The sequence below is a fragment of the Brevundimonas aurantiaca genome, assembly GCF_904830995.1.
GTDB classification, from domain to species: Bacteria; Pseudomonadota; Alphaproteobacteria; order Caulobacterales; family Caulobacteraceae; genus Brevundimonas; species Brevundimonas aurantiaca.
The window spans coordinates 2,185,933-2,198,392 of sequence record NZ_CAJGVD010000001.1 but is presented as its reverse complement, the minus strand read 5'-3'; the positions used below and the strand labels follow the sequence as shown (position 1 = coordinate 2,198,392).

Here is a 12,460-nt window from a genome sequence, read left to right as displayed (position 1 = left end):
GTCCTTCGTCATCCTGACGGCGCATTGTGTCGGAACGATAGGGACGATCTTGGATTTGATTGGCCATGCTGGGAACGCTGAAACGCCTTGTCACCCATGTCTGCACGCCGGACGAGCTGGACATGATCGAGCACTATCAGACCCGCGCCGAAAGGCTGGCGGACCTCTGGGTCCATGCGGTGGGTCTGATGCTGGCGGCCGTCGGCGGCGTCGTTCTAGCGGGTCTGGCGGGCGTCTATACGGGGGTTGGAGGCGTTCTGGCCACGGCCATCTACGCCCTGTGCCTGATCGGCATGCTGACCGCCTCGACCCTGTATAACTGGACCAACCCGTGCGCGGCCCGTCCGGTGCTGCGTCGCCTGGACGAGGCGGCCATCTTCCTGATGATCGCCGGCAGCTACACCCCCTTCACCACCCAGAGGTTCGAAGGTCTCTGGTCGATCGGCTTCACCGCCCTGATCTGGACCCTGGCCTTCGTGGGCGCCGGGGTGAAGCTGTTCGCGCCGCGCATATCCGACCGGTTCTGGAGCGCGGTCTATGTCGTTTTCGGCTGGCTGGCCGTCGCGGCTCTGAAGCCGATGGTGGAGACGGTCCACCCCGTCGCCCTGGCCCTGCTGGTTCTGGGCGGGTTGATCTATACGGCGGGGGTTCTGGTCTTCATCAGCCCGAAGGTGCGGTTCCGCCGCGCCATCTGGCACGGTTTCGTCGTCACCGGGGCGACGGTGCATTGGACGGCCGTCCTGGTCGGCGTCGTCCTGGCTCCGGCCATGAGCCACTGAGGCCTTCCGTCGCCCTTGAGATCAGCCTCTAGCGCTTCGCGCCGCAACGGACGATAGTGGTGCGTTGCAAAATCGCGAGAACAAGCGTGGCTGACGAAAACACCAAGGGCGGAAAGACCGGCGAAGGCGATCAGGTCGTCATCAAAAAGTATGCGAACCGGCGTCTCTACAATACGCGCAGCAGCACCTACGTGACCTTGGACGACCTTGCCGCCATGGTGCGCGAGGGGACCGAGTTCGTCGTCTATGACGCCAAGACCAACGACGACCTGACGCGCCAGATCCTGACGCAGATCATCTTCGAAGAGGAAAGCCGGGGCGAGGCCCTGCTGCCGGTCCAGTTCCTGCGTCAGCTGATCGGCTTCTACGGCGGCTCGATGCAGGGCGTTCTGCCCTCCTATCTGGAAATGTCCCTGACCAACTTCAGCCGTCAGCAGGAGCAGTTCGCCAGTCAGATGAGCCGGGCCTTCGGCGCCGGCGCCGGCGCGACCCTGATCGAGGAGGCGGCCAAGACCAATATGGCCGTGTTCGAACGGGCGATGCAGATGTTCCCCGGCTTCGGCTATGGCCGAAGCGAGCCGGCCGCCCCGCCGGCGGCGGAAACCAAGGCGGCCGCAGACAGCGACGCCCTGGAGGAGATGCGCCGCCAGATGGACGAAATGCGCGCCCAGATCGACCGTCTCGCCGGGTCCAAGCCGAAATGACCGATCGGATCCAGGCGGTCAGCGGACCTGAGCGCGTGGATCGCCGCGAAGGCGAAAGGCGCGAGCGTGAACGGCGCGCTCAGCAGGCGGCGGCGAAGGCCCTGGTCCCGGCGCCGCTGACCGAGACTGCAACGGGGTCCTCGGCAAGACCTGCCGTCCATACGGCCGGCGAACCCGGCGCGGCGGCCTTTGTGGCCCAGCAGATGGGCCAGAAGGGGCAAAGGCGCGGCCTGAAGGGCGGTCCTCCGGTTCTGAACGCCGCGCGCGCCGCCTATTTGGGGGCTGAGTATTCGGGCGAGGCCGAGCGACGGCCGCCGGTCGGGCGCGCGTCCAAGACCGACGTCTGATCGGGCGTTAGGCGTCGGGCGGCACGGAACTTGCTGAAGGCGTATCGAAACGCCTCCGCCAGGACACGCCATGCCCGCCGCCCTCAGCCTCGCCGCCAAGGTCTTCGACGTCGCCGTCGTGGCGCTGATCTTCACCGCCTTTTCCTAAATCGTCTTTTCGCCGCCCCGCGCACCGGCCGTCAGTTGGCTAGGTCGAAATCCTTGCGCGACGCGATGATGGTCACGATGAAGCCGGCCAGCACGTCCAGCAGGATCATCACCACGATCAGGAAGAAGGTCGAGGTGGCGAAGCCGCGGATCAGCAGGAATTCGACCAGGACGATGATGAACAGGACCATCGACAGGGCGTGATTGACGATGGCCACCCTCTGGCTCGACGTCGATTTCACCAGTTCGAAGAACAGCAGGATCAGGCCGACGAACAGGATCAGGTCGCCCGAGCCCACATTCCACTGGGCCCCTGACGCCATGGGAATGGAGAACAGCGGATCACGCAGCAGGGCGTCGGCCTGGCTCATGCCGCCGTTTCCGTCTGCGCCGAACAGCACGACGATATTGTAGAGGACCACCGGGATCAGCAGCAGGGGTATGGCGATCAGCATGGCGGCTCCTCTCCCCGGCGCAACGGCTGCGCTTCTTAAGTCTGATTAACCCTATTGCCTCCGTTCGTCACCTGCGGGGAAAGCCGCCTGCCCGGCTAAGGGCGGACGGGGCGGGGCGGCCGAGCACCGCACCGATCCAGCGCGCCGTTTCGATCAGGGCGTCCAGATCATAGCCGGTCTGAAAACCCGCGCGCTCCAGCATATAGACCAGATCTTCGGTGGCGATGTTTCCGGTGGCGCCGGGCGCGAAGGGACAGCCGCCGATGCCGCCGACCGAGGCGTCCAACACGTCCACCCCCGCCTCCACGCCGGCATAGGCGTTGGCCAGGCCGGTGTTGCGCGTGTCGTGGAAATGCAGGCGCAGGCGCGCCTCCGGCGCCGCCCGGCGGGCGGCCTCGACCTTGCGCGTCACCGCCCAGGGATCTCCGGCGCCGATGGTGTCGGCCAGGGCGATTTCACCGACGCCCAAGGCGCCGATCGCCCCCACAAGGTCGCCGACCTGCTGAACCGAGACTTCTCCGTCAAACGGACAGCCCCAGACGCATGACAGGGTCGCCGACAGAGAGGGGACAACGTCGGACGTCTGGCTGTTGTGACGGCGGGCGACGATCTCGCCCAGCATAGCCAGCTGGTCCTTGACGGCCAGGCCCTGGTTCTTCAGGCCGAAGCCGTCGGTGGCGGAAAGCGAGACATTGACCTCGTCCACGGCCGTGGTCAGGGCGCGATCATAGCCTCGGCCGTTCAGCACCAGACCGATGCGGCTGCGTCCGGCTTCGTGAGGCAGGGCCGCCATCACCGTTTCCGCCCCGGCCATCTGCGGCACATATTTAGGATGGACGAAGGAGACGGCCTCGATCCGCCGGGCTCCGGCCGCCTCCAGCCGCCGCACCAGCTCGGCGCGGACGGCGGGGTCCAGCACGGCCTTTTCGTTTTGAAGCCCGTCACGGGGCCCGACCTCGACGATCTGGATGAGGCGGCTCATCGCGTCGCCGCCGTCGCGGGGGCGGCTTGCGTCGCAGGCTCCGCCGTGCGGGGCGGAGGCGCATAGACGGTCAGGCTCACCTCGTCTCCGGCGGAATAGTTGTAGCCCCGCACCACGCCGACCGCCCGGCCCGCCACACCCAGCCGCCCGGCGGCGGCGCGGAAGGCGTCGGCGTCGCGTCCCTCGACGATGGCCGGCCGTCCTTCGGCCAGGGCGTCGGCCGCGCCTTGGGCGTCGGTCAGTTCAGTGTCGCGGCCCGTCAGGAAGACGAAGCTCGGCTCATGGAAGCCGGTGATGGCGACCGGTCCAGGGGTGCGGCCCTGGCGGGGATGCAGGTCCGCCGCCTCAAGGGTTTTCTCCAGTCTCGGTGCGATGGCCAGGGGGCGCAGTTGGCGGATGGTGCCCGACAAGGCGGCGTGGGCCACGATTCCAAAGGCCAGGGACGCGACCAGCGCCGCCGCCGGCGCCCGGTTCAACAGCAGGAAGCCGCCGACAGCCGCCGCCGCCAGGGTCGATCCGACCGTCAGAGCCGCCCAGGTCTGGGCCGTCGAGGTGCCGTAGACGGTCAAGCCATAGACGGTGATGCCGCAGATCAGGACGGCGGCGAATACCGCCAGGGCCGCGCCGGTGATCCGCGAGACCTTGCCGATCGGCCGGGCCAGGGCGGCGGCGGCCAACAGGGCCAGGGCGCCGAAGGTCGGCAGGGTGTAGTGCCACAGCTTGGTCGGGGCCAGTTCGAACATCAGCCAGCCGGGAACCAGCCAGCAGACCAGGAAGCGAATGGCCGGCTCGGCCCGACGGGACCAGCCGGTCGCGACGGCGGCAGGCAGCAGCAGGGTGGAGGGGAAGAACAGCAGGGGCGCGAGAAGCACATACATCCCCCGGAAGCCGGAATGGCTTTCATGGGCCCCGGCGATCTTGGGCGCCAGGTCGCCGCCGATGGCTTCCCGCCAGAAGCCCCCGTCGGTGGCGATGGTGATGGCGATCGCCCAGGGGCCGACCATCAGGGCCACCAGCGGCAGGCCCCAGCCCCAGCCCAGCCGGCCCAGCCAGCGGACGTCGCGGTCCCAGATCGACAGGGCCAGGATCGCCAGGGCCACGACCAGAAGGCCGATCGGCCCCTTGATCAGGATCGACAGCCCCAGGCCCAGCCAGAACAGAAGCTTGTGGGGCCGGATCGGTCGTTCCCCGGCTCGGGTCGCCATATAGATTCGCGCCAGGGCGGCCATGGCCAGGGTGGTGGCGCCGCACAGCATGGCGTCCGTCTTGGCGATCCCGGCCTCGGTGGACAGAAGGAAGGTCGCCCCCATGATCGCGCCGCCGAAGAAGCCGACGCGCGCGCCCAGCAGGGCCGAACCCGCCCAGGCGACAGCCCAGGCGGCCAGCATGGCCCCCAGGAGAGAGGGGATCCGATAGGGGGCGATCTCGCGATCCTCGGGGTCCGAGGTCAGGGCGACGGCGGCGGCCTGCAGCCAATAGATGCCGACCGGCTTCTTCCAGCGCGGCTCGTCTTGGAAGCGGATGTCCACATAGTCGCCGCTCTCCAGCATCTGGACGGTGGCCTGGGCGAAGCGGCTTTCGTCCCGATCCAGCGGCGGCAGGAGCAGCAGGCCCGGCAGGCCGGCGACCAGCGTCAACAGGGCCGCCAGCAGGGGGCCTCTCCAGCCGGCGATGCGGCGATCCAGATCGAAGCTCTTCATGAGAGACTCCTTACACGGGGACCGGGCCGGCGTCAGCCGTCTCCCCTAAGCCGTCGATCTCGTCTATGGAGCGGCATGACCGCCCAAATCGCTCCTGACGCGCCCCAGATCTCCGTCGTGGTTCCCGTTCACGACGAGGCCGGCGCCGCCGTGCCCCTGGCGCGTGAAATCGCGGCCGCCTTCGCCGGCCGGTCCTATGAAATGATCTTCGTCGACGACGCCTCCAGGGACGCGACCTTGGCCGAGCTGAAGGCGGCCATGGCCGAACTGCCGACCTTGCGGGTTCTGGCCCACGGAACCAATGCGGGCCAGAGCCGGGCGGTGCGCACCGGGGTGCTGGCGGCGCGGGGATCGGTGGTGGTGACGATGGACGGCGACGGTCAGAACCCGCCGGCCGATGCGCCCCGGCTGGTGGACGCCCTGCTTGCGGCCCCCGCAGACGTCGGTCTGATCGGCGGGCGACGGGCCAAGCGCCAGGACAGCGCCGCCAAACGCCAGGCCTCGGTCTGGGCGAACCGCATCCGTCGTCGGCTGCTGGGCGACGACGCCGACGACACCGGCTGCGGGCTGAAGGCCTTTCGCCGCGACGTCTTCCTGCGGCTTCCCTATTTCGATCACATCCACCGCTATCTGCCGGCCCTGATGATCCGCGAGGGTTACCGAAACCAGTATCTGGACGTCGATCACCGCCACCGCGAAACCGGCCGGTCGAAATACACCAACTGGGGCCGGCTGAAGGTCGCCTTCGCCGATCTCTTGGGCGTCATGTGGCTGAAGAGCCGGTCGCGCCGGCCGGGGGCGATCTCCGAATTCTGAGCGCGATAATCCAGACGCTCACAGAACGGGCGCGACAATAGAAAAGGGCGGGACCTCGCGGTCCCGCCCTTCTGCATTTCAGCGTCGGAAGGCTTGGACTTAGAAGTCCATGCCACCCATGCCGCCCATGCCGCCCATGTCAGGAGCGGCGGCGCCGCCCGACTTCTTGGGGGCGTCGGCGACGGCGGCTTCCGTGGTGATCAGGATGCCGGCCACCGAAGCGGCGTCTTGCAGGGCCGTGCGGACGACCTTGGCGGGGTCGATGACGCCCATCTTGACCAGGTCGCCGTACTCTTCCGTCTGGGCGTTGAAGCCGAAGGAGGCGTCGTTGTTCTCCAGCACCTTGCCGACCACGATCGAGCCTTCGACGCCGGCGTTTTCGGCGATCTGACGGATCGGGGCCTGCAGGGCGCGACGGATGATGGCGATGCCGGCGTTCTGGTCGGCGTTGTCGCCCTTGACGTCGGCCAGGATCTTGGAGGCCTTCAACAGGGCGATGCCGCCGCCGGGAACGATGCCTTCGTCAGCCGCAGCGCGGGTGGCGTTCAGGGCGTCGTCGACGCGGTCCTTCTTTTCCTTCACTTCGACTTCGGTCGAGCCGCCGACGCGGAGAACCGCGACGCCGCCGGCCAGCTTGGCCAGACGTTCCTGCAGCTTTTCCTTGTCGTAGTCGGAGGTGGTGTCTTCGATCTGGCGCTTGATCTGGGCCACGCGGGCTTCGATGTCGGCCTTCTCACCCACGCCTTCGACGATGGTGGTGTCGTCCTTGGTGATCGAGACCTTCTTGGCCTTGCCGAGCATGTCGAGCGTGACGCTCTCCAGCTTGATGCCCAGGTCTTCCGAGATGACTTGGCCGCCCGTCAGGATGGCGATGTCTTCCAGCATGGCCTTGCGGCGGTCGCCGAAGCCCGGCGCCTTGACGGCGGCGACGCGCAGGCCGCCGCGCAGCTTGTTGACCACCAGGGTGGCCAGGGCTTCGCCTTCGATGTCCTCGGCGATGATCAGCAGCGGACGGCCCGACTGCACCACGGCTTCCAGGATCGGCAGCATGGCCTGCAGCGAGGTCAGCTTCTTCTCGAACAGCAGGATCAGCGGCTCTTCGAGAACGGCCTCCATCTTGTCGGCGTTGGTGATGAAGTAGGGGCTCAGATAGCCGCGGTCGAACTGCATGCCTTCGACGACGTCGACGGTGGTGTCGGCGGTCTTGGCTTCTTCGACGGTGATCACGCCTTCATTTCCGACCTTGGCCATGGCCTGGGCGATCAGCTCGCCGATTTCGGAGTCGCCGTTGGCCGAAATGGTGCCGACCTGGGCGATTTCCGAGTTGTTGGAGACGGGCTTGGAGTTGGTCTTGACCTCTTCCAGGACCAGGCCGACGGCCTTGTCGATGCCGCGCTTCAGATCCATCGGGTTCATGCCGGCGGCGACGGCCTTCAGGCCCTCTTGCACGATGGCTTGAGCCAGAACGGTCGCGGTGGTGGTGCCGTCGCCCGCCTTGTCGTTCGTCTTCGAAGCGACTTCGCGGATCATCTGGGCGCCCATGTTCTCGAAGGCGTCTTCCAGCTCGATTTCCTTGGCGACCGAGACGCCGTCCTTGGTCGAGCGCGGGGCGCCGAAGGACTTCTGGATCACGACGTTGCGGCCCTTCGGACCCAGGGTCACCTTGACGGCGTTGGCGAGGACGTTGACGCCGCGCAGCATCTTGTCGCGCGCGTCGGTGTTGAACTGTACGATTTTAGCGGCCATGCGGGCAGCTCCTTTTGTGTGAGTGGCGAGTGGTTAGTGGCGAGTGGCGAGGATCTGAGATTGAGGCGACGACGGCGGTTTCGTCCGGAAACCTGCTCGCCACTCGCCACTGATCACTCGCCACTGAGGGCTGAGCCTTAGCTCAGCACTCCAAGCACGTCCGACTCTTTCATGATGATCAGGTCTTCGCCGTCGATCTTCACTTCCGTGCCCGACCACTTGCCGAACAGGATGCGGTCGCCGGCCTTCAGCTCCAGGGCGTTGACCTTGCCCGAGTCGTCGCGGGCGCCGGGGCCGACGGCGACGACTTCGCCTTCCTGGGGCTTTTCCTTGGCGGTGTCGGGGATGATGATCCCGCCCTTGGTCTTGGATTCTTCTTCAACGCGCTTGACCAGCACGCGGTCGCCGAGCGGACGAAACGCCATCGGTTGTCTCCCTTGATCCCCCGAATGGGGCGATTTGAACAATGGGTCAGCCTCTCCGCGACCGCCGTTTTAGCAGCCGACCACGGAGAGTGCTAACGCGAGCGGGAGTTAGTCAGAGGGCGGCGGGGCGTCAAGCGCCGCCGCGTGTGAAACTTCCGCGACGGATGAACGCGCGATGAACCACGGCCTCCGAACCCGTTCAAACGGCGCGCGCTAAAACCACCTCAACGCTCGCGATCCCCGGAAGACGCGAGGCGATTCAGAGGAGACGGACCATGTCCAAGCTGTTGAAAATCACCGCCGCCGTCGTCGCCCCCGCCGCCGCCCTGGCCTTGACCGCCGCCCCGGCTTCGGCCCAGTCGCGTGACCGCGACGACACCGCCCGCAACGCCCTGATCGGCGCCGCCGTCGGCGGACTGGCGGGCGCCGTCTACGGCAATGGCGACGGAACCTATATTGCGGGCGGCGCCTTGGCCGGCGCGGCCCTGGGCGCGGCAGCCTCGTCCAATCGCGGATCGGACTGCGGCTATTACCGCGGCGGCCGCTGCTACCGGAACCAGGGTCACTGGGAGCGCGAACACGGCATCAACAGCCGCGATCCGCGCTGGGAGCAGCGCCGTGATTATCGCGACTGGCGCCGCGACCAGCGCTATGACCGGCGCGACGAGCGCCGCGACTATCGCTACGATCGCCGCTGGTAGACTGCGGACGTGAAATGCAGAAGGGGCGCCTTATCAAGACGCCCCTTTTGTCATGCCGCGTCCCGACGCGGGCCCCAATGCGGGAAGGGATCCTCCAGCCTGGCCCAGCCCTTGGGCCCGCGCTCCATCTCGAACCGGGTCAAGAGGGCGGCGTCGAACATCGAGGTCAGCAGATCGCGGTTCATGTCCTTGCCGATCAGGACGATCTCCTGACGACGGTCGCCATAGGGTTGTCGCCAGACGGCCTCGATCGCCTTCAGCCATTCGGCGTTGTCGTCGGGCCAGCGCTCGCGCGGCGCCGAAGCCCACCACAGTCCGCCCCATTCATGTTCGGTCACGGCCCCGGCCTGGCTCCAGGAACCGACATAGTCCATCCGGCTGGCCAGCCAGAAGAAGCCCTTGGAGCGCCAGACGCCGGGCCATTCGCGCTGCAGCAGGTCGTAGAAGCGTCGGGGATGAAAGGGTCTGCGCGCCCGATAGACGAAGGTTGAGACGCCGTATTCCTCGGTCTCGGGCGTCACCTCGCCGCGCAGGGCCTGGGACCAGCCGGCCGCCTGTTCCGCCCTTTCCATGTCGAACAGGCCCGTGCCGACGACCTGATCCAGGGGCACGGCGCCGCGCACTGCCTGGATGATCCGGGCGCGCGGATTGAACTGGGCCATCATCGCCTTCAGCGTCCCGAGTTGGGTCGCATCGAGCAGATCGCACTTGTTCAGCACGATGACGTCGGCGAACTCGATCTGGTCGATCAGCAGATTGGCGATCGTGCGTTCGTCGTCCTCGCCCAGATGTTCGCCGCGAGTCTTCAGCCGGTCGGTCGAGGGATAGTCGCGGTGGAAGTTGAAGGCGTCCACCACCGTCACCATGGTGTCGATCCGGGCCAGGTCCGACAGGCTGAAACCGTCCTCGTCGCGGAAGTCGAAGGTGGCGGCGACCGGCATGGGTTCGGAGATTCCGGTCGACTCGATCAGCAGACAGTCGAACCGCCCCTCGCGCGCCAGCTTGCCGACCTCGATCAGCAGATCCTCGCGCAGGGTGCAGCAGATACAGCCGTTGGACATCTCCACCAGCCGTTCCTCGGTCCGCGACAGGTCCGCCCCGCCCCCGTCGCGCACCAGGGCGGCGTCTATGTTCACCTCGCTCATGTCGTTGACGATGACCGCGACCCGCAGCCCGTCGCGGTTCGCCAGGACGTGGTTCAGCAGGGTCGTCTTGCCGGCTCCGAGGAAGCCGGACAGGACGGTGACGGGCAGGGTCTTGAACTCGGACATGACGGCGCTCCACGGCTGCTGCGCCGAGCTTGACCACAGCCCGGCGACTGTGAGAGTTACGTTATATTATAACATGCATAGTCAGCAAGGTTTTCCATGGCGGTCGGCGCAGTCGTCCAGGGGCAGGCGCCCACGGTCTTCACCACCCTGTTCGAGCCGCAGGTGCGGATGGCGATCTGGTCGCGGCCCAGTCCCATGCCGCCGGACGCCTTGCCCCCGCCGGACTTCACCGCCGACTGCGACGGGCGCTGGATCGCCCTATCGGGCGCGGCGCCCGAGTGGTTTCTCCAGGACATCGAACGATTGGCGGAGATCGTGGCGACGATCAGCGGATGCGAGGCCTGGCGGGCGCGTTGTGAGACCGTGACCCGCCGCGCCTGTCCGCGGTTTCATCAGGACGCCGTGCCGGTGCGCCTGATCGTCGCCTATGAGGGGCCGGGGCCGGAATGGGCCTTCGCCGGCGAGATCGGTGAGGATCTGGACGGGCGCCTGATCGGCACGCGTCGTCGGGTCCGCACCCTTCACCCTGGCGACGTCGCCGTCATGAAGGGCACGGCGCCGGGCTGGGAGGCCTGGCCGGACTTGCCGGTGGTCCTGCACCGCTCGCCGCCGGCCGGGAGACGCACCCCCCGGCGCGTCCTGACGATCGACGCCGCGCCGGCGTGAGCGTCAGCCCATCAACCGCGTCATCAGGCCGGCGGTCGAAGGGTCCAGATCGGCGGAGGGGCCGCCGGCGTGGACGTCCTTCAGGATCGCCTTGGCCAGGACCTTGCCCAGCTCCACGCCCCATTGGTCGAAGCTGTTGATGTCCCAGATCACGCCCTCGACGAAGGTCTTGTGCTCATAGAGGGCCAGAAGGGCGCCCAGGGTCTGGGGCGTCAGACGGTCCATCAGTATGGCGGTCGAGGGGCGGTTTCCGGTGAAGGTCCGGTGGGTCGCCAAACGGGTCGCCTCTTCTTCCGACAGGCCCTGGGCCAGGCCTTCCGCCTTGGCGGCTTCGGTGGTCTTGCCCAGCATCAGGGCCTGACCCTGGGCCAGGGCGTTGGACCAGAGCGGCGATTCCGGCGCGTCTCCATGGGTCTTGGCCACGATGACGAACTCGGCCGGGACGATCTGGGGACCCTGGTGGATCTGCTGGAAGAAGGCGTGCTGGCCGTTGGTGCCGGGCTCGCCGAAGACGACGGGGCAGGTCTGGCGCGTCACGGGCGCGCCGTCGCGATGCACCCGCTTGCCGTTCGACTCCATCTCCAGCTGCTGGAGGAACGACGGCAGGCGACGCAGGGCGTGGGCGTAGGGGGCCACGGTGCGGGCGGGCCGGTTCAGGCCGTCGACGTTGAACACCTGGGCCAGGGCCAGAAGGATAGGGGCGTTCTGCTCCAGCGGGGCCGAGACGAAGTGATCGTCCATGGCCGCAGCCCCGGCCAGCATGGCCTCGAACACCTCCCAGCCCAGGGCGATGGCGCACGACAGGCTGACCGCCGACCACAGCGAATAGCGCCCGCCGACCCAGTCCCGGAACGCGAAGGTGCGGCCGCAGCCGAAGGCCGCCGCCTTGTCCGGCGCCGCCGTCACCCCGATGAAGTGTTTCGTCATGCCTTCGGCCGGCAGGGCGGCCGCCAGCCAGGCCTTGGCCGCCTCGGCGTTGGCCAGGGTTTCCTGGGTGGTGAAGGTCTTGGACACCACCACGACCAGGGTGGTCTCGGGATCGAGCCCGGTCAGGGCCTCGGCCATGTCGCGCGGGTCGATATTGGCGACGAAACGCAGGTCGATGGACGGCTCCAGCGGCCGCAGGGCGTCCCAAACCAGGCGCGGACCCAGGTCCGAGCCGCCGATGCCGACATGGACGATGGCCTCGAACTTGCGGCCCGTCGCCCCTGCCTCGGCGCCCGAGCGCACGGCCTCGGCATAGGTCTTCATGTCGGCGCGCACCGCGTCCACCTCGGCCGAGACCGGCTCGCCCAGGGCCTTGAAGTCCGCGCCGGCCGGGGCCCGCAGGGCCGGATGCAGCACGGCCCGGCCCTCGGTCAGGTTCACCGCCTCGCCGGCGAACAGGGGGGCGCGACGGCCCTCGACGTCGCAGGCGCGGGCCAGGTTGAGACAGGCCTCGAAGGCTTCCCCGGTCCAGCTCTGTTTCGACAGATCCAGATAGAGACCCGCCGCCTCGACCGACATTCGCGCCAGACGACCGGGATCGGCGGCGAACTGGTCCACGATACGGGCTTTGCCCGCCGTTGCGGCGGCGGCGTCGAAGGCGGTCCAGGCGTCTTTGCGGGTCATCGGTCGTCCTCGGGAGGCGAAGTCTGGGGAGCGGAAGTCTTGGGAAGACAAGGAAGGTAAACACTCGTTTACGGGTCGAGCGTATGCCGGTTCAACGTCCTAGCCGACGC

Annotated in this window: 13 protein-coding genes; 6 read left to right on the top strand and 7 right to left on the bottom strand. The window is 67.6% G+C overall.

Going from position 1 to position 12,460, the window contains the following annotated elements:
- Positions 1 to 65: 65 nt before the first annotated feature.
- The 3 genes from trhA to JMT67_RS10795 all read left to right on the top strand — a co-directional run bounded on the left by trhA (position 66) and on the right by JMT67_RS10795 (position 1,830).
- The gene (gene trhA / locus JMT67_RS10805; RefSeq protein WP_201463456.1) at positions 66 to 779 is read left to right on the top strand and encodes a PAQR family membrane homeostasis protein TrhA; all 714 of its coding nucleotides are present in this window, start codon (positions 66 to 68) and stop codon (positions 777 to 779) included.
- An 86-nt stretch (positions 780 to 865) separates the two neighbouring features.
- Entirely contained in the window at positions 866 to 1,483 is a 618-nt protein-coding gene (phaR, locus tag JMT67_RS10800) for a polyhydroxyalkanoate synthesis repressor PhaR (protein ID WP_201463455.1), read from the top strand.
- Positions 1,480 to 1,830: a hypothetical protein gene (locus tag JMT67_RS10795; RefSeq protein WP_201463454.1), complete on the top strand. Its 351-nt coding sequence runs from the start codon at positions 1,480 to 1,482 to the stop codon at positions 1,828 to 1,830. The genes phaR and JMT67_RS10795 overlap by 4 nt, the downstream gene beginning before the upstream one ends.
- A 179-nt stretch (positions 1,831 to 2,009) precedes the next feature.
- On the opposite strand, the gene JMT67_RS10790 is transcribed toward JMT67_RS10795, so the two are convergent.
- From JMT67_RS10790 to JMT67_RS10780, 3 genes are all read right to left on the bottom strand, one after another.
- The gene (locus tag JMT67_RS10790; protein WP_054764375.1) at positions 2,010 to 2,432 is read right to left on the bottom strand and encodes a hypothetical protein; all 423 of its coding nucleotides are present in this window, start codon (positions 2,430 to 2,432) and stop codon (positions 2,010 to 2,012) included.
- A gap of 67 nt (positions 2,433 to 2,499) precedes the next feature.
- Positions 2,500 to 3,414 carry a hydroxymethylglutaryl-CoA lyase gene (locus tag JMT67_RS10785; RefSeq protein ID WP_054764374.1) on the bottom strand — a complete coding sequence of 305 codons (915 nt, stop codon included), beginning with the start codon at positions 3,412 to 3,414 and terminating at the stop codon, positions 2,500 to 2,502.
- Positions 3,411 to 5,114, bottom strand: a complete 1,704-nt coding sequence (locus JMT67_RS10780; RefSeq protein ID WP_201463453.1) for an ArnT family glycosyltransferase — start codon at positions 5,112 to 5,114, stop codon at positions 3,411 to 3,413. The genes JMT67_RS10785 and JMT67_RS10780 overlap by 4 nt, the downstream gene beginning before the upstream one ends.
- A 75-nt stretch (positions 5,115 to 5,189) precedes the next feature.
- On the opposite strand from JMT67_RS10780, the gene JMT67_RS10775 reads away from it, so the two are divergent.
- Positions 5,190 to 5,930 (top strand): glycosyltransferase family 2 protein, encoded by a 741-nt coding sequence (locus tag JMT67_RS10775; RefSeq protein WP_054764372.1) that lies wholly within the window; start codon positions 5,190 to 5,192, stop codon positions 5,928 to 5,930.
- Positions 5,931 to 6,029: 99 nt separating this feature from the next.
- On the opposite strand, the gene groL is transcribed toward JMT67_RS10775, so the two are convergent.
- Together groL and groES are read right to left on the bottom strand one after the other, a co-directional pair.
- Entirely contained in the window at positions 6,030 to 7,676 is a 1,647-nt protein-coding gene (gene groL / locus JMT67_RS10770; protein WP_054764371.1) for a chaperonin GroEL, read from the bottom strand.
- 137 nt (positions 7,677 to 7,813) lie between these two features.
- Entirely contained in the window at positions 7,814 to 8,101 is a 288-nt protein-coding gene (gene groES / locus JMT67_RS10765; protein WP_054764370.1) for a co-chaperone GroES, read from the bottom strand.
- Between the two features lie 275 nt (positions 8,102 to 8,376).
- On the opposite strand from groES, the gene JMT67_RS10760 reads away from it, so the two are divergent.
- Positions 8,377 to 8,802: a hypothetical protein gene (locus JMT67_RS10760; RefSeq protein WP_183216438.1), complete on the top strand. Its 426-nt coding sequence runs from the start codon at positions 8,377 to 8,379 to the stop codon at positions 8,800 to 8,802.
- Positions 8,803 to 8,852: 50 nt separating this feature from the next.
- On the opposite strand, the gene zigA is transcribed toward JMT67_RS10760, so the two are convergent.
- Positions 8,853 to 10,073 carry a zinc metallochaperone GTPase ZigA gene (gene zigA / locus JMT67_RS10755; RefSeq protein ID WP_201463452.1) on the bottom strand — a complete coding sequence of 407 codons (1,221 nt, stop codon included), beginning with the start codon at positions 10,071 to 10,073 and terminating at the stop codon, positions 8,853 to 8,855.
- 96 nt (positions 10,074 to 10,169) lie between these two features.
- On the opposite strand from zigA, the gene JMT67_RS10750 reads away from it, so the two are divergent.
- Entirely contained in the window at positions 10,170 to 10,739 is a 570-nt protein-coding gene (locus JMT67_RS10750; protein ID WP_201463451.1) for a DUF1826 domain-containing protein, read from the top strand.
- Between the two features lie 3 nt (positions 10,740 to 10,742).
- Here the strand turns inward: JMT67_RS10750 and pgi are convergent, their stop codons facing one another.
- Positions 10,743 to 12,350, bottom strand: a complete 1,608-nt coding sequence (pgi, locus tag JMT67_RS10745) for a glucose-6-phosphate isomerase (RefSeq protein ID WP_201463450.1) — start codon at positions 12,348 to 12,350, stop codon at positions 10,743 to 10,745.
- Between the last annotated feature and the right edge of the window lie 110 nt (positions 12,351 to 12,460).